The following is a 23,735-nucleotide window of genomic DNA, read 5'->3' on the forward strand; positions in this document are numbered from 1 at the left end:
CCGTGTTGGTCGTCTCCCGGGTCGATGATGTGACCGCCGACGTGGTCATCGAAGAGTTGAACCGACGAAAGGTCCCCGTCGTACGACTGGACCCGGGCGACTTCCCCACAGACCTCTCTGTCACGACTCTCCTGGACACCAACGGGCTCAGGGGGCGTGTACGCACCCGTACACGCGTGGCTGACCTCGACACGCTCCGCTCGGTGTACTGGCGGCGCCCACGCCCTTACACCGCGCCCCCAGGACTGACCGACCAGGACGCGCGCTGGTGTCGAGAAGAGGCCCGCTACGGGCTCGGCGGCATCCTCTCGTCCCTCCCCGGAGCGCATTACGTGAACCACCCCTGGCGCAACCGGGACGCCGAGTACAAGCCCGCTCAACTCGCCGCTGCCGCTCGGTGCGGTTTCGACATTCCGCCGACACTGTTGACCAACGACGCCCGCGCGGCTCGGGACTTCGCCCACGAGCACGGCCCCGTGATCTACAAACCGCTTCGGAACACCGACTACCACGACCTCGACGGCCGGGCATTGACCGTGTGGGTGGATGAGGTCCCCCTCACGGACCTCCATGCTGGAGTGACCCAGACCATGCACCTGTTCCAGAAGCGCGTGACCTCGGTAGCCGACCTCCGTGTGACGACCGTGGGCAGGCAGATCTTCACCGTGCGGATCGAGGGTTCCCCCGGCTTGGACTGGAGACGCCACTACGACGCCCTGTCGTATTCCCTCATCGACACACCGGCGCACCTAGCCAAGTGCGTGCATGCCTATCTCAAAGCCTTCGGGCTCGTCTTCGGCGCCTTCGACTTCGGCATCGACCACGAAGGCCGCGCATGGCTGTACCAGCGCAACGAGAACGGACAGTTCGCCTGGTTTCCGGAACCCATCACCGGCAGGATCGTCACCGCCGTCGCCGACCAACTCCAGTACGCAGGAGAGCACGATGCCCGCTGACCCCGCCGCTCTTCGCCGCGAGCTGGCTGAGGAGATCGCGACGACCCACCCCACGCTGGCCCCGGAATGGCAGGCCGCGGTGGCCGCCGTTCCCCGGGAGTTGTTCCTCGGCCCGGCCGTCTACCGCCCCGCCGGCAGTCAGTGGATTCCCGTCCACCGCGCCCAGGTCGGCGACGAAGCCTGGTTGCGCATGGTCTACGCGGACCAGACCTGGGTCACTCAGGTCGAGGGACGAGACGCCGGCGACGCCACCGGTCCGGTCTCCGGGAACCCCACGTCCTCGGCCACACTGCCTTCGCTCGTCACCCGCACCGCGCAGGTGGCGGCCCTCCGTCCCGGGCAGAAGGTCCTCGAAATCGGCACCGGCACCGGCTACTCCACGGCCCTGCTCGCCCATCGGCTCGGCGCGGAGAACGTCGTCAGCATCGAGTACGACACCGGCCTCGCGTCGACCGCCGCCGCGCACCTGCACGAGGCGGGATGCGCGCCGGTGCTCGCCGTCGGAGACGGTCTCCAGGGTTGCCCGGAGCACGCCGACTACGACGCGATCATCGCCACCTGCGCGGTGCGGTCCATCCCACCCTCGTGGTTCTGGCAGCTCAACGACGCCGGCACCATCACCACCACGATCAACGGCTGGATGCTCGCCGCCGGGCTCATCCATCTCACCCTGGACGACGAGGGTGTCGCCCACGGCTGGTTCACCGGCGACACCATCTCCTACATGCTCGCCCGCCCACACGAGCGCCCGCCGTCCCCCACGTTCTTCCGCCAGGACGGCCACACCCGCCCCGCCCGCCTGAGCCCCGACGTCCTGGAGCAGTGGGCAGCCCGCTTCGTCGCCCAACTCGCCGCGCCGTCAGCCGAACTACTCACCACCAGCACGGGCGTCATCCTGCGCGATGTGGCCACCGGCTCTCAGGCTTGGACCGAGCCCGACGGGGAGGGTTGGACCGTCCACCAGCACGGTCCGCTGCGCCTGTGGGACCAGGTCGAGAACGCGCTGCACGCCTGGCACGATGCTGGCGCCCCCGACCTGTCCGCCTTCGGCATGACGGCGACGCCGTTCGATCAGACCGTATGGATCGGTTCCCCGAGCGGGCCGACCTGGCGACTGCCGGTGTGAGTCCGGGAGCGCGGCACGCGTCGCGTCGCGAGCCACCTCACCTCGTCGGCGCCGCCGGTCCGATGTCTTCGTGGGGCGTGATGTGCCAGTGGAGGGTGACGGTGGCGGTGTAGCGCAGGTGGCGTCCGTCGGGGTGGTCGTGGGCGGCGTGGTGGGTGCACCAGCGTTGTGCTTGGTGGTGCATGCCGGTGATGGTTTCGGTGGGTTCGGGGACGGGTGACTGGTCGCCGCAGGTGGTGCAGGTGGCGTGCACGGTGTACGGGGTGGTGTCGGGGTCGGGGGCGAGGGTCATCTCGACGTAGCGGTAGCGGCGGCGCCCGTGGTGGCGGGTGGGACGGTGGCTCATGCGGCGTAGGCCACCTCGAACCAGACGCGCTTACCCGGGCCCGGCGAAGTGGGGTCGTACCCCCACCGCGTGGCCAACGCGTCCACGAGAGTCAGCCCCCTGCCCTGCTCGTCCAACTCGCTCACGTCGCGGCGACGAGGCGGCGCATCCGATGGATCGCGTACCTCGACGTGAAGTCGGGTTGCCTCACACCAGACATGGACTCCAACGGTTGCGTGTCCCCCGTTGGCGCCGTGGTCCACAGCGTTGGCCACGAGTTCGCTCGTGAGCAGCGCAGCAGCGTCGATCACCTCCCGATGGCCCGCGCTGACCAAGCACGCGGTGACGAAGCGACGCGCCACCGGTACCGAACTTCGGAGCGGCGCCAGGGTGACCGACGCAGTGCAGCGCCCCAAGGGGCGATCACTTGCTGGCCGGGGACGTCCCATCGTGGGCAACCCACCCTCGACAGTGGAGACGAACGCGCCGTGAGCGGCCAACCAGCGTACGAGTTCGTCGCGTTGCCGAGGCGTCCACCACAACATGACCGGCCACAGCGACACGATGCCGCGCGCGGCCCCGCTCTCCACCTGGCATCGCACGGACGCCCACCGAGGCCGCTGCGCGTACTCACTGACGTCAGCCCTCTCCACCCACAGGCCAACGGCCCGGAACGCGTGCGTCTGAAGATGACGTCGCACACGCGTGAGCGCACGCTCCACGTCGACGTTTCGATGTTTAGGCCAACAGACGTAGACGGCTACGGGAGTCGCGGAGGCGAGGGGCGCCGCGTCAGTGCGGATGGAGTCGTGAGGAGATGGGACGGCGGGGAAGGCCATGTTGTTCCTCTGCGGGGAATCCAGGCGGGAGATATCTACGCCCGTTGAGCCGTGCAGTGAGAACGCGAAGAAAAACGCATGATCACGCTGCGCGGTCACCAGGTGACTGCTGGAGAGTTAACTCGGCGAGCACGCGGAGATGTAGAGATGGAGCGGCGCTTGACTGCCCCAGTCACGATGTGACTCCCCTAGTCAGAAATCCACCGGTACTTTCGAGCTATGACGTCTCTCGGACGGACATTGAAGGCGAGCCGGGCGCTGGCCGGTGGCATGACGCAAGCCCAGCTTGGTGCCACGTGCAACATGAGCCAAGCGAAGATCAGCCGCATCGAACGCGGGGCCGAGTCGCCAACGCCCGCTGAGCGACGGGCGCTCGCGCGTGCGCTCAGCATTCCTCCCGCAATGCTCGGAGCTACGGAGACGGACGAACAGAATGGAGGCGAGGACGACATGCGCAGGCGTGAACTGCTAGTGGCAGCAGCCGGCATAGGAATCGGTGCGGCGACGATCCCCGCAACGCCGGCGACAGGACATGGGGCCCCGGGGCCGGGCTGGGACGCCGCACTTTTCCGAGACATCGGAAAGCCCACGATGAACGGGGCACAGTTACACGCGGGGCTGGACACAGTCGCGCGCCAGATCGGCGAGGCCCGCTACGTAGAGGCCGCGCGGGCCGTGCCGCATCTCGTTGCCGCCGCGCGGGCCCACGCCCGTCATAGTGGACCGGGCGGGGCCGAGACGCTGGCCCGCGCCTATGTCGTGGCCACAGCGGTCAGTGTGAAGGAACGCACGGACGTTTCCTGGCTGACCGCCGACCGATCCGTGCAGGCCGCTCGGCAAGCGCGCAATCCGGTAGTAGCAGCGATGGCCGCACGTGCTCAGTACGTCGTGCTGCGCCAACGCGGTCACCACGAGTGGGCAGCTCAGGTGGCAGATCAAGCCGTAGCCGATCTGTCAGGAGAAGAACGCGCGAGGCCAGTCCTAGCGCACCTACTCCTTGAGTCGGCCTACGGAGCCGCGCAGGCTGGCGACACGACACGCGCCGCCTCGCTGTACGAGCAGGCCCGTGACACTGCCGCCCGTGGCCCAGCCACCACCACGTGGGTCGACGCACCAGGTCCCATGACGAGTGACCAGGTAGAGCGCTACGGGCTGTGCATCCATCACGTACTTGGCGACAGCCGGGCCGCCCTCAAGCACCTGGCTGCGGTGAACGGCAAGAGGCTGGCCACTCGTGAACGTGAGGCCAGGGTGCGCCACGACAGCGCCAAGCTCTATCGCGACATGGGAGACCTTCCTTCCGCGCTCGCTCTGCTGCAACAGCACGCTGAGGAGACTCCCCAGGACGCCCGACGTTCCAGCGTCAAGGTCATGATCTCGGGGATGCTGGCCGTCAGCCCGTCCATGCCCGGCCTCAACCAACTCGCCGTTCGCGTAGGTGCGGCGTGAGCTGATCGCAGGTACGGCACCGCGGTCAGCACGGGCGGGGGGGTGCGTGAACGCTGTCAGTGCGCACAACGAAGAAGGTAGCGCCCAGGCCCCGCCACGAGGGGCCGCGAAGCTCCGTCACGGCCGTGCTAGGTGACGCCGCCTGCCCAACCCCACGGCGCCGGGGCCCGTGTCGACGAGCTTGACCACGCGGCGCAGCCTGGTCGTGGAGGCCAGGCCGACCTTGGACATGATCACCTGCGGCAGGGCCTGATGCCGGGCCCAGTGCGGTGCCGAGCGCAACGCCGACTCCAGGGTGTCGAGACTGGCGTCCCACAGCCGTGCGTCGGCCTGTGCCATGGCCTTGTCGAGTTCGTACCGGTGCCTGGCGGCGTCGCTGAGCACTGCGGTGTCGTGAATCGACTCGATCAGCGTGAGCGCCTTCCCGGTCTGGCCAAGCGACACATTGACGCCCACCGCCTGTGTCGTCGCGGAGACAGGCCCGAACAGGGTGCCGTGCGCTCGGAACTCGCGCCCCAAGCGGGCGCCCGTCGCGTGCGACTGCGAGAGATAGTCGCCCGCCCGGTCCTTGTCGCCCAACCGCGAAGCCACCACGGCGGCGAAGTTGATGTGCGCCCCGTACACGGCGAGCTGTTCGGGGGACGCCCGGGAGAACCGTGGCTCGATGTCGAACGCGGCGCGCTCCGCGAGGTCGAGCGCCTCGTCCAGTCGCGCATCGCGCAGGTACACCCAGGAGCGGCCCGACGTCACCAGCGCGGCGCGCAGTTCGTCGGCCGCACGCTCGGCAGCCCGTTGCGCATGCCCAATCGCCGCGTACGCGAGGTCACGCACCCCCAGGAGGTTGGCGACGTAAGCACTGATGCGATAGGCGTCGGCCACCACGCCCCACGCTTCGGCCTGGTCACCGGCCGGCTGTTCGTGGAGTCGCGCGGCAGCGGACCGCAGGAGAGGCCCGGCTACCGCGCCCGCCTCGACGTACCGACCCTGCCAGTACAACTCCCACGCATGTCGGACCACCTTGTCGAGTTCCGCCAACGTGGGTGCCTCGGCGGGCAGGCCCGCACCCGCCGCCGTGTCGTGCACGGCGTGCGACAGCGCGCGCATCATGGCCCGGTCGTCCTGTCCGAGCGCCCGGCGCGGCTCCTGCTGACCGAGGACGACGGACGTGTCAACGCCGAGCGCTCCGGCGATCCTGAGCAGGGTCGGCAACGAAAGGCGCTTGTCCTGTTCCGCCGCCTGGATGGTGGCGATCGAGAGACCGGTCAGTTCAGCGAGGGCGGCTTGGTTGAGTTCGGAACCGCGGAGGATCTTGATGCGCTCGCCGTTGCTGTAGTCGGACCAGTGAGGCATGGCTCGTCTCCGTTCTGTGGACACTGTGAACGGTACTGGCAGCCGGGCCTCACATGCTGTCTCGCGGCGCTCCAAGGCACGTACCGCATAGGGAGGTTGAGGCCGTCCACGGTCATCGCGGACGCCGCGTCCGACTCCCGTTGGGACGGTTCGTCCGTACGACGCGACCGCACGGCGCCAGGCGCGGTTGCGTACGCCGCACCTCCCGGTGTGGACTCCCGGCATGAGACCCGTCCTCTACCTGATCGCCTGCGCCGCAGGGCCCACCCAGTACATCGACGCGGGTGTTCGCGCGGCCCAGGCCGCGGGCTGGGACACCTGCCTGGTCCTCACGCCGTCGGCCGCCCGCTGGTGGGAAGCTCGGCGTGACGAGTTGGAGAGTCTGACAGGACACCCGGTCCGGTCGGCGTACAAGCTCCCGGGCGATTCGGACACGCTGCCGCCCGCCGACGCGATGCTCGTCGCGCCGCTGAGCTGCACCAGCCTGAACAAGTGGGCGGCGGGCATCGCCGACACGCTAGCGATCGGCCTCGTGTCCGAGGGGGTCCACCTGGGCGTTCCGGTGGTCGCCATGCCCTACTTCAACCAGGCCCAGGCCGCCCAACCCGCCGTGCCCCGCAGCGCGCAGACGCTGCGCGATCAGGGCGTAACCCTCCTCCTCGGGCCGGACGGATACGAGCCGCACCCGCCGAGGCAAGGTGACGCGTCCGCGTTTCCGTGGGAGGCGGCCGTAGCCGCCCTGCCCACGGTCTCGGCGAGCCGGCACAGCGCGGCGACCGATCGCGAGCCGACCCCCCACCGCTCCGCGTCCCGCCCACCGCACCCGTAGCCTCTGCGAGATGGCTTGGGAACCGCCAGGGGTTCAGGGTGTGTACCTCGTCGTGCCAAGGGTTGGGTACACGCATCCCAACTACCACCGGAGCGACGCCGAGGCACGACCTCTCCGACTGTCGCCCAACCCAGCGGAGGTCACCGCTTGTACCCGATCACCCGCCACAGCTCCCGCCTCGCCCTCCGCGAGCTGACCATCGACGACGTGGACGCCGTCCACGCGATCTACGGCAGCCCCGAAGCAACCGAGCACATGTCCTTCACTCCGCGCTCGCGCGAGCAGGTCGATGTGATCGTTGCCCGTTGGATCGCCTCCGCGTCCGCGACACCGCGCGAGGAGTACGCGTTGGCCGCCACCGAACGTGAGACGGGTGAGCCGATCGGGTGCGTGCGGCTGGCCCACGATCCGCATCAACCCAACGCCGGCACCTTCGGGTTCGCGCTCCGCCCGGACGCCTGGGGCGTGGGCTACGGGCGCGAGGTCGTGCGCCTGATCTGCGATCTCGCCTTCACCGACCTCGACCTCCACCGCCTGTGGGCCGCACGCTCGCCGCACAACACCGCCTCGGAGCGCACGCTCCTCGCGGCCGGGCTGACCGAGGAGGGGCGCATCCGAGCACACGTCCACGTACGCGGCGCCTGGCGGGACTCCATCACGTACAGCATCCTGCGGGAGGAGTGGTCCGCGGGCTGAAACCCACCTCCCACTGATCGCGACGCCCCGCCCGCCCCAAGGCCCCTCACACCCGCCGCGCCACGAACACGAACTCCTTCCCCGGCCGGTCCGGGGCGTCCCGGACGTCCTCCAGGACGTAGCCGTGGGCGGCCAGGTCGTGTTCGATCTCCGTGCGGTCGCGGAAGCGGAGGGTGGAGTCCGAGGTGAGTACCTGGCCGTCGGAGGCGAAGACGTACGTCCAACGGAAGCTGATCAGAGGCCAGTCCATCTTGGTGACCTGCACCCAGCTCTCGACGGCGCCGACACCCGCGATGCCCGTGACCCGGTGGGAGGTCTCGCGGTTCCAGTCCTCCCAGGCGCGGCGGGACGGGTCGCGGGTCTCGAAGACCAGGAGGCCGCCGGGGCGCAGGGCGGCGTGAGCGCCTCGGAGGGTGTTCTGCCAGGTCTGCGGGTCGGTCAGCTCCTGGGCCACGTTGCCCGTCATGGTGGCGAGGTCGGCACCCAGGTCGGGGAGGTCCGTCGCGTCGCCGCGTATCCAGCGCACCCGTTCGGCGCCCGGCTTGGAGCGGGCCACGTCGAGGGAGGCCCCGGCGGGGTCGACGCCGACGACGTCGATGCCGCGCTCCGCCAGTAAGAGGGCGAACACCCCCGTGCCGCAGCCGATGTCCAGCACGCGGCGGGCGCCGCGTTCCGTGGCGATCTCGACGTACGCGTCGAGATCGGTGCGGTCGGGGTCGAGCAGGTCGTAGATCGAGGCGAGCCGCGGATGTTCGAAGCACTCATCAGCCATGTTGCCGAAACTAGGCGTTGGCGGGCCCGTGTTCCTAGTCAGTTTCACCTAGGCGATGGCGGGACGCTCCGCTCAACACCGAACGCGTGGCGCGGTGTCGGGCTCCATCGCGGGCCCCCGCCGGGTGGTGTCTCAGCCCTGGCCCAGCTCGGCGCGCCAGACGGGGCTGTCGACGTAGTGGTTGTCGAAACGCTCCGCGGACTCGGCGATCTCCTTCGGGTCGGCCTCGCCCCGCATGACCCGGCCGAGCAGGCGCAGGTAGTCGAAGCGAGGCAGGCCCGGGGTGAACACGAACAGGACGTCGGCCTCGGCGCCGGGGGCCGCGGCGAAGGCGTGCGGGGTGTGGGGCGGCACGGCCAGGAAGTCGCCCTGGTTCAGGGTGGTGACCTCCTCGCCCACCAGCACCCGCAACGAGCCGCCGAGCACGAAGAACAGTTCCGTCGCCCTCGTGTGGAAGTGGGCCGGCGCCCCGGCGGCTCCCTTGGCGAAGCTGGAGCGGTAGCTGGTGAATCCGCCGGGGGTGGCGTCCGACTCGCCCAACAACGTCATGACGCTGCTCGGGTCGGCGCAGGTCTCGGCGTCCGCGTGGCGGGTCAGCACCGTCGGCAGCGGTGAGGTGCTGGTGGTGGTGGTCGTGGCCTGGGAGGTCGTGGGCGCGGTGGTCTTCGTCGTCGTCATGTGAATGACCCTACGAAGGGAATGACCCGGCTGTGTGGGTCATTCCCGCACGGTAGTCGTGGGTCAAGTTCGGGTCGAGGCTGGCATCGCTTCGTACGCTCCGCGCCGCGCGCGGCCGCACGCCGGCCATCCCGGTACGCCCCGCGCGCCCCTGCGGCACTCCCCCACGCCGCCCCCGTACGGAACCCGCCCCCGCGCTCCCGTACGGAACGCGTCCGCGACCGGGTCACCAGGTGCACGGGGCGCGCAAGTCCTGGATGTTGTCGGCCAGTTCGAGGGGGCGGGTGGGCCAGCCGGTGGTGTGCCAGTGGGCGATGCGCCAGGACAGGCGGCGTGGCCACAGGGGGGTGGTGGGCAACTGGGCGACGGGGACCCAGGTCAGTTCGCCGCCTTCGATGTCGAGGTCATCGGGGGCGCCGACGCGGCCCTCGGCGGTGACGCGGAAGTAGTGGCCGAACCGGCGGCGGCGCCAGACGCGGGCAACCTCGTGGGTGGGGGTGACCGTCAGGCCGGTCTCCTCGCGCAGTTCGCGGACGACCGCGTCCCGGGGCGTCTCGCCGGGCTCGACGCCGCCGCCCGGGATCTCGTACCACTCCCCGTCGTCCCCCCGGAAGCGGATGAGCAGCAGGTGCGCGTCCCGGATGACCAGGGCGGCGGCGCGTATGCGCTCCGGTGTCACCGCGGCCGGGTCGGACCAGGGCACGGCTCCCCACGTGCGACGGCCGGTGACCCAGGAGCGGAGCACGCTCTCGCTGGTGCCGACGGGGCGGATGGACGCGAGCAGCGCCTCGGCCCGCGGCAGCGTGTGACGCTCGGCGGCGGGCACGGTCTGCCCGACGCGGGGCAGGGAGTAGACGCCCGGCTCGCCGGGCGTGCGCGTCACCACGAGGCCGGACGCGGTGAACCGCACGCGCGCCGCCAGGGGTTGGTCACTGATCATCCGGTCAGGCTAACCGGGCGGATCGGCGCTCCGCCGGGCTTCGATGCGCCACGGACGGACGGCCGTCGGTGCGGAGTGGTCGTTCGGTGCGGGGCGGTCGTCGGTACGGGACGGTCGTCGGTGCGGGGCGGGCATGGGTGCCGAGCGGTCGTCGGTGCGGGGCGGTCGTTCGGTACGGCGCGGTCGTCGCGCGTCGCGCGGCCCCCTCCGCCGCGCGTCGCTGGCGACAACCAGCCGTCCCGTCCCCCGCCTCCGCCACCGCGTCCGCACCCGCCCTCGCTCCGGGGGCGGTCCACCGGCGGGGCCGTCCCGGGCGGCGCGCTCCCCCGTGGGGCGCCGACAGGGCCGGGCCTTCCGATGGGATCGCCCGGCGCGGTGGTGCCCCACGCGCCGCCCCGCCGGGCGCTCCCCGCTCCTGACCTCGCACCCCGCGAGGCCAGGAGCCGTACCGGGGGCGCGGCCAGGGGCCGCGCCCGGTGGGCGTTACGCGCCGATGTCGCCGCCGTCGCGCCGCCAGACGCTGACGATCGAGGGGCGCACGAGCTTGCCCGGGCCGTCGGGCCAGGCCGACTTGGGCTTCTCGACGCTCGCGCCGTCGATCTCGCCCGGGTGCTGGACGGCGACCAGGACGCGCTGGTCCTGGACGATCGGGCCGCAGGTCTCGGCGCCGTTCGGGACGGTCAGGAACTGCTTGACCTCGCCGCGCCGCTCACCCGCGGTCGCCACGCCGAACAGGCCGTCGTGGTTGCCGAGGGCGTTGCCGTCGGTGGAGATCCACAGGTTGCCGTGCGCGTCGAAGGTGATGTTGTCGGGGCAGGAGATCGGGCTGACCTTGTCCTTCGGGAACCCGGCGAAGTACGTGCTGGGGTCGCTCGGGTCGCCGCAGACCAGGAACAGGCGCCAGTTGAACCGGTCGGATGCCGGGTCGTCCCAGTGCTCGGCCAGCTCCAGGATCTGGCCGTGCTTGTTGCCGTTGCGCGGGTTGGCCTCGTCGGCGGGGGCCTTGCCGGCCTTGCCGCGGTCCTTGTTGTTGGTCAGCGCGACGTACACGCGGCCGGTGCGCGGGCTGGGCTCGACGTCCTCGGGGCGGTCCATCTTGGTGGCGCCCACCTTGTCGGCGGCGAACCGGGTGAAGACGTAGACCTCTTCGGCCGTCATGCCCTCGACGTGCGACGTGGTGCCGGTGGCCAGCGGAATCCACTCGCCGGAGCCGTCGAACTCGCCGTCGGCGGGCAGCTTGCCGGAGCCGTCGATCTCGCCGGCCGGGCTGTCGCCGGTGAACTTGGCGACGTACAGCGTGCCCTCGTCGAGGAGCGTGCGGTTGTGCGCACGGGCGTACCGGCTGTTGCCGTGCATCATCCGCTTGGAGGAGACGAACTTGTAGAAGTAGTCGAACCGCTCGTCGTCGCCCATGTACAGCACCGGGCGGCCGTCGTCGGTCAGGCGCGGCTCGGCGGCCTCGTGCTTGAAGCGGCCGAGCGCGGTCAGCTTGCGCGGCGTGGAGTGCGGGTCGAACGGGTCGATCTCGATGACCCAGCCGAAGCGGTTGGGCTCGTTCGGCTCCTGGAGGGTGTCGAAGCGCTTGTCGAAACGCTCCCACTTGCGCTCGCTGGCCTCGCCGCCGATCCCGTACCGGGCGTAGCGCGCCTTGGTGTCGGGGTCGGTGACCTTGCCGCCGTTGGCGAAGTACTGGTTGAAGTTCTCCTCGCCGGAGAGCACGGTGCCCCACGGCGTGATGCCGCCGCCACAGTTGTTGAGCGTGCCGAGGATGCGCTTGCCGCGCGGGTCGGCGGAGGTACGCAGGTACTTGCTGCCCGCGGCCGGACCGGTGACCTCGAACGGGGTCGAGCCGGTGACGCGGCGGTTGAGGTGGTGGCGGCGCAGCGCGGTCAGCTTGCCGGAGCGGCGGTCCTCGGCGGCGACCACGACGGACAGGCCGTGCGCGGCGATGGCGATCTCGACCTGCTCGCGGGTCGGGTTGTCCGCGTCGTACCCGGCGAACATCAACACCTCGTCGGTGTACTCGTGGTTGACCACGAGGAGCTGCCGGTGACGCTCGTGCGGCACGTCGAGCACGGCCATGTAGTCGTTGTTGTAACCGAACTGCTTGGCCTGCGCCTTGGCGCTCTGGTTGTCCGGGTCGAAGTCGCGACCGCCGGGCAGGATGGGCTCGCCCCAGCGGATGACGATGTTCTGCTCGTAGCCGCGCGGGATGACGACGGCGTCCTTGGTGTTCGGCGCGACCGGCTCGAAGCGCAGACCGCGGGCGCCGCGGTTCTTGCCGTGCGACTTGCCGTGGCCCTTTCCGCCGTGCGCGGCGACGGCCGGCGTGGCGGCGGACGCCTGCGGCGCCTGGCCGAGGCCGACGGCGGCACCGGCCGCGGCGGTCACGGTGACGACGGCGCTGGCGCGCAGCACGTTGCGGCGCGAGAGCACGTTCGCGATGACGTCGCCGACGTACGCGTTGTCGCTCGTGTTGGGCACCTCGTGGAAGCAGGCGTCACCACAGCGGTAGCGGCAGGTCAGTGCGGAACGGGCACCCGGGTGCGAGCTGATCAGGGGCAGGAGCTTGCGCACGTCAATTCCTTCGTCTTCGATCCAGCGGCGCAGGCCCGCGCCGACACGGTGTCGGAATCCATCCGCCGCGAAGCTATGGGGACGGTGTCGCCAAATGGCGAAGTGAGGGTTAATCAGCGGTGAACGACGACGGTCAGTCGTCACTTACGGTGAGGTTTGGGCCGGAGCACTCCGGTATCCGGACGCCACACCCCGCCGGTTTTGCCCGAGTTGACGCCCGCCGCCTCCCCGGCACCAACCTCGCGTATCGGACCACCCGCGCCCCCGCCCGCGGGCTCGCTCCGGCCGGCGCCCCAAGGCCCGTTAGCCTTACGTGTCCGGCCAGGCCAGGCCCGTTCGGCTGCCCGCCGGGATACACCGGCGCTTACCGGCACCTACCGGCCATGACGGACGCGCATCGCACTCGACAGGTGAGGGGTTTCATCCATGGGCATACGGGACCTGCTGCGCAAAGTTTTCGGCCGCTCACGGACGGCAACCGACGAGAGCGAGGCTCCGCGCGCGTCGGCCGAGCCCGCGTCGGAGCCGTCGGCCCCGCCCGCCACCGATCCGGCCACCCCTTCCTCTTCCACCTCCTCCACCGAGCCCGAGCCCGAGCACGCCGCGGCGTCCGCGTCGGGCCCGACCGTCATCCGCGTCGCCCCGCGCGAGCCGCTCCCCGACGACGAGAGCGCCCGGGAACCGGACCTCGACCCGACCCCGGCCTCGGCCGAGTCGGCGACCGAGTCCCCGGCCAAGCCGGCGGCGGAATCCACGGTCGAGCCGCCGACCGACGACGCCACCGCCACGCCGGCGGCCGAGGCCGAGGCCGGGGCGGCGACCGAGACCAAGCGGGAGCCCGAGGCCATCGCCGCCACCCCGGCGTCCAAGCCGGAGGCGGAGACGGAGCCCGAGGCCGTCACGCCCGAGCCCGAGGCCGAGGCCGATGCGCCGGATTCCGAGGCCGTCGCCGCTGCGGACGAGCCCGACCCCGAGCCCGTACGGGATGCCGAGCCGGAGGCCACGGCCGGGGCGGACCCCGAGCCGGAGCCGAAGCCGGGGCTGGAGCCGAAGTCAAAGCCCGCGGCCGACCTGGACCCCGTACCGGAGACCCGGCCGGACGCCGCGCCCGAGCCCCTCGCCGTGGCCGAGGCCGGGCCCGAGCCCGTGGCCGTAGCCGAGACCGGGCCCGAGCTGGCGGCCGACGCGGAGCCCGTGGCGGAGCCGGACGCCGAGCCGACGTCCGAGCCGGCGGCGGCAGCCGCACCGGCCCCGGAGGCGGACGCGCAGGCCGAGCCGGAGACCGAGAACGAGCCGGAGCCGGTGGCCGAGTCCGAGCCGGTGGCCGCCGCGTCGGCGGATGCCGACGCGGGCACCAACCCGGGCGCCGCGCTCTCCCTCGCCAAGGTGGAGGAAGCGGCTCCGGGCCTGGTCAGCCTGTACAAGGCCGCGTCCGCCGTGGTCGAGAAGCACGGGCTCGGTGGGCAGCGGGCCGCCGTGTACCTGGTCCTGGACCGGTCGGGTTCCATGCGCCGCTACTACAAGGACGGCACCGTCCAGCACCTGGCCGAGCAGGCGCTCGGCCTGTCCGCGCACTTCGACGACGACGGCGTGGTGCCCGTGGTGTTCTTCTCCACGGACGTGGACGGCACCGCCGAACTGGAGCTCGCCAACTACTCGGGTCGCATCGAGGAGTTGCACGGTTCGCTCGGGCACATGGGCCGTACGAACTACCACTGGGCCATCAACGCCGTGGTCGAGCACTACGAGAAGTCGGGGTCGACCGACCCGGCGTTCGTGATCTTCCAGACGGACGGCGCGCCGACCAGCAAGCCGGCGGCCGAGCGGGCGCTGTGCGAGGCGGCCCGGTTGCCGATCTTCTGGCAGTTCGTCGGCTTCGGCGACCCGCAGGCCAGGGGCTTCGACTTCCTGCGCAAGCTGGACGACCTGGCCGTGCCCGAGCGGCGCCCGGTCGACAACGCGGGCTTCTTCCACGCGGGCCTCGAACCGCGCGACCTGTCCGACGCGGAGCTGTACGGACAGTTGATGGTGGAGTTCCCGGAGTGGCTGATCGAGGCCCGGGAGGCGGGCGTACTCCGCTGACCCCGGCCGCCCGGAACCCGGGCCGCCCCCGACCCGCCCGGACGGCCCCGCGCACGCCCAGCGCGGGGCCGTCACCGTGTGTGAACGCGTCGGCGACGGCATCCGGTGGCCGTTAGGATTTCGACCATGGCGGCCACTGGAACCGAGCAAGGGGCGAGCACGTACTACGTCTCGACCCCCATCTACTACGTGAACGACGCTCCCCACCTGGGCCACGCCTATACGACCGTCGCAGGCGACGTGCTCACCCGCTGGCACCGCCAGCGCGGCGAGAAGGTGTGGTACCTCACCGGCACGGACGAGCACGGTCAGAAGATCATGCGCACCGCCGAGGCGCACGGGGTGACCCCGCAGGAGTGGTGCGACAAGCTCGTGGAGGAGGCGTGGAAGCCCCTCTGGGAGCACCTGGAGATCGCGAACGACGACTTCATCCGCACCACGCAGAAGCGGCACACCGACCGCGTCCAGGAGTTCGTCCAGGATCTCTACGACAAGGGCGAGATCTACCAGGGCGGCTACGAGGGCCCGTACTGCGTGGGCTGCGAGGAGTACAAGACGCCCGGCGAGCTGCTGGACGGCGAGGGCGAGTTCGCCGGTCAGAAGCTGTGCCCGATCCACAAGAAGCCCGTGGAGATGCTGAAGGAGGAGAACTACTTCTTCAAGCTCTCCGAGTACGGCCCGCGGCTCCTTGAGCACTACGAGAACAACCCGGACTTCATCCAGCCCGAGTCGGCCCGCAACGAGGTCGTGAACTTCGTCCGGCAGGGCCTGCAGGACCTGTCGATCTCCCGGTCCACGTTCGACTGGGGCGTGCCGGTGCCGTGGGACGACAAGCACGTCATCTACGTGTGGATCGACGCCCTGCTCAACTACGCCACGGCCGTCGGGTACGGCTTTGACCAGGCGAAGTTCGAGTCGACCTGGCCGGCGAGCGTGCACCTGGTGGGCAAGGACATCCTGCGCTTCCACGCGGTGATCTGGCCCGCGATGCTGATGGCCAACGGACTCCCGCTGCCCGGCAAGATCGCCGCCAACGGCTGGCTGATGGTCGGCGGCGAGAAGATGTCCAAGTCCAACCTGACGGGCATCAAGCCGCAGGACCTGACCTCGCACTTCGGTGTGGACGCGTACCGCTGGTACTTCCTGCGGGCCATCGCCTTCGGGCAGGACGGCTCGTTCTCCTGGGAGGACTTCAGCGCCCGCTACACCAGCGAGCTGGCCAACGACTTCGGCAACCTGGCCTCCCGCGTGGCGGCCATGGTCGGCAAGTACTTCGGTGGCGCGCTGCCCGAGGCCACCGCGCACGGCGACGCCGAGCAGGCCGTCGCCGACGGGCTGGCCAAGGCGGTCGCCGAGGCCGACGCCAGGATCGGCGACGAGCTGGACTTCGCCGGCGGCATCGCGGCGGTCTTCGACTTCATCAAGCAGGTCAACGGCTACCTCACCGAGCAGGAGCCGTGGAAGGTCGCCAAGGACACCTCGCCCGAGGGCCAGGCCCGCCTCGCGACCATCCTGTACACGGCGGCCGAGGCGCTGCGCGGCACCGCCGTGCTGCTGGCCCCCGTGATGCCCGCCACCTGCGAGAAGCTGTGGGCATCGCTCGGCGCCGAGCCGCACCTGGGCCCGCTGGCCGACCAGCGCGTGCGGTCCGCCGGCACCTGGGGCGCGCTGCCCGTGGGCGCCACGGTCACCAAGGGCGAGATCCTCTTCCCGCGCCTCGAGGAGCCCGCGAAGGGCTGACCGCCACCCCGCGCACGCGACATGCGCGACACGCACGCGACACGACGACGCCCGGCCGGAGCCCCCGGCCGGGCGTCGCGCGTATGTGCGCCCACCTGGGCCGATTCCCGATCGACCCCGGCCAGCCCGGCCGGCCGGGCCGGAGGTCTGCCCGGTGCCGCCGCCACGCGTTGACGTTTCGCCAACCGAACGTTTAGGCCACGCGCGCACCCTGTGAGAGGTAGAGACACGGGAAGTACGTGAAGAACGAGGACGCAGTGGCCGATCAACGCGTGACCGTGACGGTGCACGGCACCGACCCGCTCTCCCGGGACGGGGTCGTCCGACACCTGCGGGACCAGCCGGGGGTGGAACTTCTCGACGGGCCGCGCCCGGGGGAGCAGTCGCCGCCGGGCGGCGTGTCCGTGGCCGTGCTGCTCGCCGGCCGGTTCGACGAGCTGGCCGGCGCCGAGCTGCGCCGCCTGGTGCGCGGCGGCCAGCGACGGGTCGTCGTCATCACGGACGAGCTGCCCGAGAACGACCTGATGGCGGTGCTTGAGTACGGCGTACGCGCGGTCCTCTGGCGCCACCAGGCGACGCGCCGGCGGCTGCTGCGGGCCGTGCACCGCACGGCCCGCGAGGAGGGCGTCCTGCCGCCCGACCGGATCAGGACACTGCTGCCGCGCGGCGAGCGCACCCGGCGCGAGTGCCCCCGCCCCGACTGTGGCCGCCGCGGCGCGCCGTGACCCGACGCCCGGCGCCCGGCGGCCCGGGCGGGTGCCTAGCGGTACCTACTGGTGCCTACCGGGCCAGCGACTTCGCGTCGCCCATCACGATGACCGGGTGACGCTCCGGGTCGAGGGAGCGCACGAGGTCCCGCATGTCGCGCTCGGCGAGGCTGACGCACCCCTGGGTCGGGCCGCCGTGGTCCACGTGGACCCAGATGCCGCCGCCCCGGGAGGCGCCCATCGGCCGGGTCCAGTCCAGCGGGGACGTGCCGGGCACCCGGTTGTAGTTGATGGCCACGACGTAGTCGAAGGAGCCCGCCAGCGGCTCGCCCTCGAAGCCCCGGCCGACGGCCGTGAAGGAGTCGGAGCGCTCGTACGGGAGCCGGCTGCCCGGGTTGGCGTGCAGGCCGCCCGCGTCCGTGAGGCCGAAGACGCCGATCGGCGAACGCAGGTCGCCCATCATGTGCTTGTCGGTCCAGCCGCGTCGCGCGTTGTGCGCGGACCAGGACGTGCCGGCGCGCCAGGCGCCCTCCTCGGTGCGCTCGTACAGCACGGCCCTCGACCGCGAGGAGTCGCGGCCCTCGCCCGTCACGAGCAGCACCTGTCGGCTGCGCTCGGGGACCTTGGCCTGCGTTTTCGGTCCTATGCCCGGCAGTTGGCGGGGCAGCGCGGTGGGCGCGGCCCGACCGTGCCGGCCGCCGTTGGCCTCGGCCTTGGCCGCCGTACCGGCCGGGGCTCTGGTCGCGTCGGGCTCGGGCTCGGTGGAGAGACCGCAGGCGCCGAGGGCGCCGAGCGCGCCGGCGACGAAGAGCGTCGCGGCCAGGCCGCGCGCTAAGGGACGACGGGGGGACGGTAGCGATGGCGACTGCGGGGGCATGATCGCTCTCTTCCGGGCAGGGCGCGGGCGGGGACCGACGCCGGACGGTGACAGACGGCACGGACGGCTCACACGGGGTCGAAAGCCGCTCAACCTCCCAACGTGCCACATGCGTCCAGTGTGCCGCTGCCGGCACGTTCCTTCACCGGCGGGTGGGGCAACGAAACTGATGTTTCGTCACACCCGGGCAGCGGGCGATCCTCCGGGAGGTGGCCGGGGGGGCGCGCCGCGTTCGGCGTTCGGTGTTCGGTGTTCTGGCGCGGGGACTCCGGCCGACTCGACGCCAGCGGCGTCGGCGGTGCCAGCGGCGTCGGCGGTGCCAGCGGCGTCAGTGACGTCAGCGGCCTCAGTGGGCGAAGACCGTGCTGGCGAGGATCACGTGGGTGGCGGTGCCGCCGAGGATGCTCAGCAGGGCGGTGCGGCGCCACAGGTGGAGGCCGACGGTGACGGCCAGGGCCACGAGCGGGGCGGTGGCGCGGGCTTCGGTCACCGGCAGGTCGTGCAGGCAGTAGACGACCAGGATCACCATGACGCCGGCGGGCATGTGGGCACTGAGGTACCGGGCGGTTCCGCTCTCGCGCAGCGGGGTGAGCGCGGCGAACGGCAGGGCGCGCAGGGCCCAGGTCACGGCGGCGGAGACGAGGACGGCGGCGATGGCGTAGCGGGTGTCAGGCATGGCGCGGTGTCCGGGACGTGGCGAGGCGGCGGCCCAGCAGGGCGGCGGTGAACAGGGCGAAGGCGGCCGGGAGCATCTGGCCGGGGAAGAGGAGGCGGGCGAACAGGGCGCTGAGCACGGCCAGGACGGGGGTGGCCAGGTGGCCCCGCAGGTCGCGGACGGCGTCCAGGGCGAGGACGGTGAACAGGGCGGTCAGGGCGAAGTCCAGGCCGGTGACGCGGTCGGGGATGAAGGAGCCGAGCAGGGCCCCGACGGTCGCACTGGCCGCCCAGTACAGGTGCAGGAAGAACTGCAGCCACAGGATGCGGCGGCTGGACCAGGCGCTGGCCCGCTCGCCGGTGGTCAGCGCGTACGCCTCGTCGCACAGCGCGTAGGTGCTGTATGTCTTGCCGAGCCGGCCACCCACGCGGTGCAGCGGGAAGGACAGCGTGTAGAAGACGTGCCGGACGTTCACCAGGAGCGCGGAGACCGCGATCGAGGCGAGCGGGGCGGAGGCCGCGACCATGCCGATGAGCAGGAACTCGAACGATCCGCCGAAGACGAGCGCCGCCGACAGCCCCGCCCACCACCACTCCAGACCCGACTGCGTCACCAGCGCCCCGTAGGCGAGCCCGAGCGGCAGGAAGGCCAGGCCCACACCTGCGGAGTCCCGCAACGCCGCGTGCGCATCGGAGTGGGGCGCGGGCGGCGGGGCGGGTGAGCACCGAGGGCGGTCCTCGGTGGCGACGGGGCTGGTCTCCATGCGTGGAATTTTAGGATGGATGACGCCTCATATGGTTGCCACCTCTGATCCTAGAATCGCCGTATGAGCAACAAAGTGACGCTCGATGCCGTTGATCGCGACATTCTGTTTCACCTGGGCCAGGACGGGCGGCTGACCAACGTCGAGCTGGCCAAGCGGGTCGGCCTGACCCCGCCGCCCTGCCTGCGCCGGGTCAAGCGGCTGGAGGAGGCCGGCGTCATCACCGGGTACCGGGCCGTCATCAACCCGCAGGCCCTGGGCCGTGGCCTTGAGGTCCTCGTCAACGTCGAGATCTACGCCCAGGACCGCAGGAGCTTCCAGGAGTTCGAGGACACCGTGTCCGCCTTCGAGGAGGTCACCGAGTTCCGCCGCATGTACGGGCGCCCGGACTACTTCATCCGCGTCGCGGTCGCCGACCACGCCGCCTACGAAGCATTCATCACCGACAAGCTCAGCAGCCTGCCCGCCGTACTCCGCCTTGAGTCCCACCTGACCATGAAGGAGATCAAAACCATCCCGTAGGACGGACGCGGAACTCACGGTTCCGTCCCGCCCGGCCAGCGGCTGGCCCGTCCGGCTCCGGTGCCGGCCACGGGACCCCTCCCGGGCCGGCTGCCAACAATGGGGTACGGCCACGCACGCTCCGTGAACCGGGAAGAGACCGCGATGGACGACACGCCGCACGCCACGCCGGAACCAGGCTCGCGACCCGTTCCCCCGGACGTCGGCGAGCACGACGCGTCGTCGGACGACGCGGTGCCGTACGACGCGACGTCGGACTGGGGGACGCCTTGGCCGCCGCCGAAGCCGCCGCGCAGGCGCACGTACGACCCGCTCGCGGTCGCGCTGGGCAACGCCTCGCTGCTCGGCGTCGGCTACCTCTTCCTCGGCCGCCGACTGCTGGCCCTGGTCCAGGTCGCGGGCGCGGTCGCGCTGGTCGCGGTGTCGCTGGGCCGGGCCGAGCCGTGGTGCGAGTTCGCCGTGCTCGGCTGGTGGCTGCTGACGACCGCGCACGGCTGGTATCTGGCCCGCCGCGGCGACCCGCGCACCACCGCGCGCGGGTACCGCCTGGTCGCCGCCGGCCTGACACTGGCGGTGCTGCTGACCGTGGGGCTGCTGCGGCTGGACGCGGCGGGCATCGAGGACGACGTGACCCGGGCCCGCGAACGCGGCGACTGCGCGGCGGTGTTGGCGGCCCAGGACCAGGTGGGGTTCGGCCAGCGGGTGGCCGATGTCCGCGCCGCCGAGCGAGGGGAGGCCACCGCCGACGCCTGCCGGCGCCTGGACACCGCGCGCGAGGCCCTGACCCGCGGCCTGACCGGCGACACGGACGCGTTGGACAGCGGGTTCGCCACGCTGACCGAGGTGCTTGAGGAGTCGGGCCACGACGCGACGGTGGGCAGGACGCTCGACGCGTTCCTCGGCCGGCTGCCCGTCAGCGACGCCTGCCGCACCGCGGAGGTCACCGACTGGCTACGGGAGCGGAAGCCGCGCCACCACGTCCTGCGCCGGACGGCCGACACCGTGCGCCGGGTCGCCCCACAAGCCCTGGTGAGCTGCGCCGACGACCTGGGCGGCGACAGCGAGTGGGAGCACGCGCGCGAGCGCTACCGGCAACTCATCGACCGCTACCCGGACAACGCGCTCTCCGGTCAGGCCCGGAAGGGCGCCCACCGGGCCACGCTGGCCATCGAGCTGGCGACCGTACGCGAGCGACTCGGCGACGCGTACGGCGGCCAACCCGCGTACTGCTCGGACCCGGCGAAGTACAGCGCAGCGCCCGCTGCCCGCGAGGGCGCCACCAACCGCGCGCTGATCTACGGCAACGACGAGTACACCGACCGGCTCCCGAAGAGTTGGCGGGCCGATGACGCCACCAAGGCCGCGCTGGTGGTCTGCGTGGACGAGACGGAGGCCGACGACAAGGGCAGCGCCGTCCGGACGTGCCCGTACGAGGCCAAGAACGCCGTCGGCGGCGTCCAGCAGGTGACGTTCCACAAGATCGCGATCCCGGTGAAGGTCTACGCGCTGCGCACCGGCAAGCTCGTGGCCGACCGCACCGTGGAGATCGGCGGCACGAGCTGCCCGCGGTGGCTCAGGTACGAGTACTACCTCACGGACTTCGGCCCCCCGTCCGACATGCCCGTCAAGGAGACCACGGCCGACGTCCGCGCCGCCTTCGAGCCGCTGATCCGCCGCGGGTGAGCCGCCGCCCACGCCGGCGGCGCCGGCCGCCGCCACGGTCGGCGCCGCCACACGCCACGGCGCCCCGGACCGCGTGGGTCCGGGGCGCCGTGGCGGCCTCGTACGGGCGAGCCCGCGCGGGGCTACTTGACCGGCTTGGCCGGGTGAGCCTGCGGCTCCGCGCCCTTGGGCTCCCCGGCCTTGGGCTCCTTGGCCGCGGCCTGCTTGGCCGGCGCCGGCTTGCGCAGCGACAGGTGCAGCTCGCGCAGCCGCGCCTCGTCCACCTCGCTGGGCGCGCCCATGAGCAGGTCCTGCGCGTTGCCGTTGAGCGGGAAGGCGATGGTCTCGCGGATGTTGGGCTCGTCCGCGAGCAGCATCACGATGCGGTCCACGCCCGGCGCGATGCCGCCGTGCGGCGGGGCGCCGAACTTGAAGGCGCGGAGCATCCCGCCGAACTCGCGCTCCACCTCCTCCTGGGAGTAGCCCGCGATGCCGAACGCCTCGTACATGACCTCGGGCTCGTGGTTCCGGATGGCGCCGGAGGACAGCTCGGTGCCGTTGCAGACGATGTCGTACTGCCAGGCGAGGATGTCCAGCGGGTCCTTGGTGCGCAGCGCCTCCAGACCGCCCTGCGGCATGGAGAACGGGTTGTGCGAGAACTCGATCGCGCCGGTGTCCTCGTTCTTCTCGAACATCGGGAAGTCCACGACCCAGCAGAACCGGTAGACGTTCTCCTCGAAGTGCCCGGCGCGCTTGGCGGCCTCGACGCGCACCGCGCCCATGATCTTGGAGACCTCGTCGAAGTCACCGGCCCCGAAGAAGATCGACGTGCCGGCCTTGCCGCCGACCTCGGCGACCAGCTTGGCCACGTCGTCCTGGTTAAGGAACTTCGCGATCGGCCCGGTCAGCTTGCCGTCCTCGCCGATGCGCACCCAGGCCAGGCCCTTGGCGCCCTGTTCGACGGCGTACTCGCCGAGCTGGTCGAAGAACTTGCGCGGCTGCTCGCCGGTGTCCGGCACGGCCAGGGCGCGCACGTGCTTGTCGGCGAACGCCTTGAAGCCGGAGCCCGCGAACACGTGCGAGACGTCCACCAGCTCCAGGCGGGCCCGCAGGTCGGGCTTGTCCGAGCCGTACTTGAGCATCGCCTCGCGGAAGGGGATGCGCGGGAACGGCGAGGTGACCTCGCGGCCGTCGCCCAGCTCGTTGAACAGGTCGGTCATCACCTTCTCGATGACCTGGAACACGTCCTCCTGCTCGACGAAGCTCATCTCCACGTCGAGCTGGTAGAACTCGCCGGGCGAGCGGTCGGCGCGGGCGTCCTCGTCGCGGAAGCAGGGCGCGATCTGGAAGTAGCGGTCGAAGCCCGCGATCATCAGCAACTGCTTGAACTGCTGCGGGGCCTGCGGCAGCGCGTAGAACTTGCCGGCGTGCAGCCGCGAGGGCACCAGGAAGTCGCGGGCGCCCTCGGGCGAGGTGGCCGACAGGATCGGGGTGGCCAGCTCGTTGAAGCCGAGCGCGGTCATCTTCGAGCGCAGCGCGGCGATGACCTTCGAGCGCAGGATGATGTTGCGGTGCATGCGCTCGCGGCGCAGGTCGAGGAAGCGGTACTCGAGGCGGCGCTCCTCGTTCACGTTGTCCTCGGGGAAGACGGTGAACGGCAGCGGATCGGCGGCGCCCAGCACCTCGACGGCGCTGACCTCGACCTCGATGTCGCCGGTGGGCAGGTCCGGGTTGACGTTGTCCGCGCCGCGCGCGATGACCCGGCCGTCCACGCGGACGACGGTCTCCTTGGTGAGCGAGCTGAGCGCCTCGTTGGCGGCCGTGTCGGGCCGTACGACGAGCTGCACCACGCCGTAGTGGTCGCGCAGGTCGATGAAGAGGATGCCGCCCAGATTCCGTCGGTTGTGCAGCCAGCCGCTCAACCGCACCTCAGTGTCGACGTCAGCGGCACGGAGCTCGCCGCAGGTGTGGGACCGGTACCGATGCATCATTCATCCAAGTCATCTGAGCGGGGCGTGGACGGCGCGGGCGAGGCTTGGCTGAGCCGGGGCCCGGGCGCGAGTGCCACTGCGGGCAAGGTGCCAGCCTACCGCCCTGCCCGCTGTGGCATCGCGGGCAAGGTACCCGGTCGGCGCCCGGAACCGCGGCACGTCGCCGCCCTGCCCGCCGGTCGGGTCGACGACCGGCCGT

General features: G+C 71.4%; 21 protein-coding genes. 10 read left to right on the forward strand and 11 right to left on the reverse strand.

Annotation, left to right across the window (positions count from 1 at the left end; genetic code table 11):
- Positions 1-2 precede the first annotated feature (2 nt).
- Both tgmB and tgmC read left to right on the forward strand, forming a co-directional pair.
- Entirely contained in the window at positions 3-956 is a 954-nt protein-coding gene (gene tgmB / locus H7H31_RS15650) for an ATP-grasp ribosomal peptide maturase (protein WP_308284236.1), read from the forward strand.
- On the forward strand, positions 946-2,082 hold the full coding sequence (gene tgmC / locus H7H31_RS15655) for an ATP-grasp peptide maturase system methyltransferase (RefSeq protein WP_187063774.1): 1,137 nt from the start codon (positions 946-948) through the stop codon (positions 2,080-2,082). Before tgmB ends, tgmC begins: the two co-directional genes overlap by 11 nt.
- 37 nt (positions 2,083-2,119) lie before the next feature.
- Here tgmC and H7H31_RS15660 read toward each other — a convergent pair whose 3' ends face one another.
- On the reverse strand, positions 2,120-2,428 hold the full coding sequence (locus tag H7H31_RS15660; protein WP_187063775.1) for a DUF7848 domain-containing protein: 309 nt from the start codon (positions 2,426-2,428) through the stop codon (positions 2,120-2,122).
- A complete protein-coding gene (locus H7H31_RS35005; protein WP_372455949.1) occupies positions 2,425-3,246 on the reverse strand; it encodes an ATP-binding protein in 822 nt (273 codons plus the stop codon). The genes H7H31_RS15660 and H7H31_RS35005 overlap by 4 nt, the downstream gene beginning before the upstream one ends.
- A 219-nt stretch (positions 3,247-3,465) precedes the next feature.
- Here H7H31_RS35005 and H7H31_RS15670 point away from each other — a divergent pair, with 219 nt between their 5' ends.
- Positions 3,466-4,695, forward strand: a complete 1,230-nt coding sequence (locus tag H7H31_RS15670; protein ID WP_187063777.1) for a helix-turn-helix domain-containing protein — start codon at positions 3,466-3,468, stop codon at positions 4,693-4,695.
- A gap of 117 nt (positions 4,696-4,812) precedes the next feature.
- Here H7H31_RS15670 and H7H31_RS15675 read toward each other — a convergent pair whose 3' ends face one another.
- Positions 4,813-6,045, reverse strand: coding sequence for a helix-turn-helix domain-containing protein (locus H7H31_RS15675; RefSeq protein WP_187063778.1), 1,233 nt, complete (start codon positions 6,043-6,045; stop codon positions 4,813-4,815).
- Positions 6,046-6,268: 223 nt separating this feature from the next.
- Between H7H31_RS15675 and H7H31_RS15680 the strand changes: the two genes are divergently transcribed.
- The gene (locus tag H7H31_RS15680) at positions 6,269-6,874 is read left to right on the forward strand and encodes a flavoprotein (protein ID WP_187063779.1); all 606 of its coding nucleotides are present in this window, start codon (positions 6,269-6,271) and stop codon (positions 6,872-6,874) included.
- Positions 6,875-7,021: 147 nt separating this feature from the next.
- Complete coding sequence (locus H7H31_RS15685; protein ID WP_187063780.1) at positions 7,022-7,570, forward strand: GNAT family N-acetyltransferase; 549 nt, start codon at positions 7,022-7,024, stop codon at positions 7,568-7,570.
- Positions 7,571-7,616: 46 nt separating this feature from the next.
- On the opposite strand, the gene H7H31_RS15690 is transcribed toward H7H31_RS15685, so the two are convergent.
- From H7H31_RS15690 to H7H31_RS15705, 4 genes are all read right to left on the reverse strand, one after another.
- Positions 7,617-8,342 (reverse strand): class I SAM-dependent methyltransferase, encoded by a 726-nt coding sequence (locus H7H31_RS15690; protein ID WP_187063781.1) that lies wholly within the window; start codon positions 8,340-8,342, stop codon positions 7,617-7,619.
- 132 nt (positions 8,343-8,474) lie between these two features.
- Positions 8,475-9,020, reverse strand: coding sequence for a cupin domain-containing protein (locus tag H7H31_RS15695; RefSeq protein WP_187063782.1), 546 nt, complete (start codon positions 9,018-9,020; stop codon positions 8,475-8,477).
- Positions 9,021-9,246: 226 nt separating this feature from the next.
- Positions 9,247-9,960 carry an NUDIX domain-containing protein gene (locus tag H7H31_RS15700; RefSeq protein ID WP_187063783.1) on the reverse strand — a complete coding sequence of 238 codons (714 nt, stop codon included), beginning with the start codon at positions 9,958-9,960 and terminating at the stop codon, positions 9,247-9,249.
- Positions 9,961-10,443: 483 nt separating this feature from the next.
- Positions 10,444-12,537 carry a PhoX family protein gene (locus tag H7H31_RS15705; RefSeq protein ID WP_187063784.1) on the reverse strand — a complete coding sequence of 698 codons (2,094 nt, stop codon included), beginning with the start codon at positions 12,535-12,537 and terminating at the stop codon, positions 10,444-10,446.
- 426 nt (positions 12,538-12,963) lie between these two features.
- Here H7H31_RS15705 and H7H31_RS15710 point away from each other — a divergent pair, with 426 nt between their 5' ends.
- The 3 genes from H7H31_RS15710 to H7H31_RS15720 all read left to right on the forward strand — a co-directional run bounded on the left by H7H31_RS15710 (position 12,964) and on the right by H7H31_RS15720 (position 17,084).
- Entirely contained in the window at positions 12,964-14,619 is a 1,656-nt protein-coding gene (locus H7H31_RS15710) for a vWA domain-containing protein (protein WP_187063785.1), read from the forward strand.
- Between the two features lie 126 nt (positions 14,620-14,745).
- On the forward strand, positions 14,746-16,359 hold the full coding sequence (gene metG, locus H7H31_RS15715; protein WP_187063786.1) for a methionine--tRNA ligase: 1,614 nt from the start codon (positions 14,746-14,748) through the stop codon (positions 16,357-16,359).
- A gap of 257 nt (positions 16,360-16,616) precedes the next feature.
- On the forward strand, positions 16,617-17,084 hold the full coding sequence (locus tag H7H31_RS15720; RefSeq protein WP_232109887.1) for a DNA-binding response regulator: 468 nt from the start codon (positions 16,617-16,619) through the stop codon (positions 17,082-17,084).
- 55 nt (positions 17,085-17,139) lie between these two features.
- On the opposite strand, the gene H7H31_RS15725 is transcribed toward H7H31_RS15720, so the two are convergent.
- The 3 genes from H7H31_RS15725 to H7H31_RS15735 all read right to left on the reverse strand — a co-directional run bounded on the left by H7H31_RS15725 (position 17,140) and on the right by H7H31_RS15735 (position 19,361).
- Positions 17,140-17,943 carry a hypothetical protein gene (locus tag H7H31_RS15725; RefSeq protein WP_187063787.1) on the reverse strand — a complete coding sequence of 268 codons (804 nt, stop codon included), beginning with the start codon at positions 17,941-17,943 and terminating at the stop codon, positions 17,140-17,142.
- 346 nt (positions 17,944-18,289) lie between these two features.
- Positions 18,290-18,619, reverse strand: coding sequence for a branched-chain amino acid transporter permease (locus H7H31_RS15730; protein ID WP_187063788.1), 330 nt, complete (start codon positions 18,617-18,619; stop codon positions 18,290-18,292).
- Entirely contained in the window at positions 18,612-19,361 is a 750-nt protein-coding gene (locus tag H7H31_RS15735; protein ID WP_187063789.1) for an AzlC family ABC transporter permease, read from the reverse strand. Before H7H31_RS15735 ends, H7H31_RS15730 begins: the two co-directional genes overlap by 8 nt.
- A gap of 63 nt (positions 19,362-19,424) precedes the next feature.
- Between H7H31_RS15735 and H7H31_RS15740 the strand changes: the two genes are divergently transcribed.
- Positions 19,425-19,883, forward strand: a complete 459-nt coding sequence (locus tag H7H31_RS15740; protein WP_187063790.1) for an Lrp/AsnC family transcriptional regulator — start codon at positions 19,425-19,427, stop codon at positions 19,881-19,883.
- A 123-nt stretch (positions 19,884-20,006) separates the two neighbouring features.
- A complete protein-coding gene (locus tag H7H31_RS15745) occupies positions 20,007-21,566 on the forward strand; it encodes a hypothetical protein (protein WP_187063791.1) in 1,560 nt (519 codons plus the stop codon).
- A 122-nt stretch (positions 21,567-21,688) separates the two neighbouring features.
- On the opposite strand, the gene aspS is transcribed toward H7H31_RS15745, so the two are convergent.
- On the reverse strand, positions 21,689-23,533 hold the full coding sequence (gene aspS, locus H7H31_RS15750; protein ID WP_232110308.1) for an aspartate--tRNA ligase: 1,845 nt from the start codon (positions 23,531-23,533) through the stop codon (positions 21,689-21,691).
- Positions 23,534-23,735: the final 202 nt, after the last annotated feature.

It is taken from the genome of Streptomyces buecherae, from assembly GCF_014295035.1.
Classification (GTDB): Bacteria; Actinomycetota; Actinomycetes; order Streptomycetales; family Streptomycetaceae; genus Streptomyces; species Streptomyces youssoufiensis.

Bases quoted from the DNA above. Each gene is read 5' to 3' on its own strand.
- tgmC (WP_187063774.1), top strand. From the start codon at position 946: ATGCCCGCTGACCCCGCCGCTCTTCGCCGCGAGCTGGCTGAGGAGATC.
- H7H31_RS15660 (WP_187063775.1), bottom strand. From the start codon at position 2,428: ATGAGCCACCGTCCCACCCGCCACCACGGGCGCCGCCGCTACCGCTAC.
- H7H31_RS35005 (WP_372455949.1), bottom strand. From the start codon at position 3,246: ATGGCCTTCCCCGCCGTCCCATCTCCTCACGACTCCATCCGCACTGAC.
- H7H31_RS15670 (WP_187063777.1), top strand. From the start codon at position 3,466: ATGACGTCTCTCGGACGGACATTGAAGGCGAGCCGGGCGCTGGCCGGT.
- H7H31_RS15675 (WP_187063778.1), bottom strand. From the start codon at position 6,045: ATGCCTCACTGGTCCGACTACAGCAACGGCGAGCGCATCAAGATCCTC.
- H7H31_RS15680 (WP_187063779.1), top strand. From the start codon at position 6,269: ATGAGACCCGTCCTCTACCTGATCGCCTGCGCCGCAGGGCCCACCCAG.
- H7H31_RS15690 (WP_187063781.1), bottom strand. From the start codon at position 8,342: ATGGCTGATGAGTGCTTCGAACATCCGCGGCTCGCCTCGATCTACGAC.
- H7H31_RS15695 (WP_187063782.1), bottom strand. From the start codon at position 9,020: ATGACGACGACGAAGACCACCGCGCCCACGACCTCCCAGGCCACGACC.
- H7H31_RS15700 (WP_187063783.1), bottom strand. From the start codon at position 9,960: ATGATCAGTGACCAACCCCTGGCGGCGCGCGTGCGGTTCACCGCGTCC.
- H7H31_RS15710 (WP_187063785.1), top strand. From the start codon at position 12,964: ATGGGCATACGGGACCTGCTGCGCAAAGTTTTCGGCCGCTCACGGACG.
- metG (WP_187063786.1), top strand. From the start codon at position 14,746: ATGGCGGCCACTGGAACCGAGCAAGGGGCGAGCACGTACTACGTCTCG.
- H7H31_RS15725 (WP_187063787.1), bottom strand. From the start codon at position 17,943: ATGCCCCCGCAGTCGCCATCGCTACCGTCCCCCCGTCGTCCCTTAGCG.
- H7H31_RS15730 (WP_187063788.1), bottom strand. From the start codon at position 18,619: ATGCCTGACACCCGCTACGCCATCGCCGCCGTCCTCGTCTCCGCCGCC.
- H7H31_RS15735 (WP_187063789.1), bottom strand. From the start codon at position 19,361: ATGGAGACCAGCCCCGTCGCCACCGAGGACCGCCCTCGGTGCTCACCC.
- H7H31_RS15740 (WP_187063790.1), top strand. From the start codon at position 19,425: ATGAGCAACAAAGTGACGCTCGATGCCGTTGATCGCGACATTCTGTTT.
- aspS (WP_232110308.1), bottom strand. From the start codon at position 23,533: ATGCATCGGTACCGGTCCCACACCTGCGGCGAGCTCCGTGCCGCTGAC.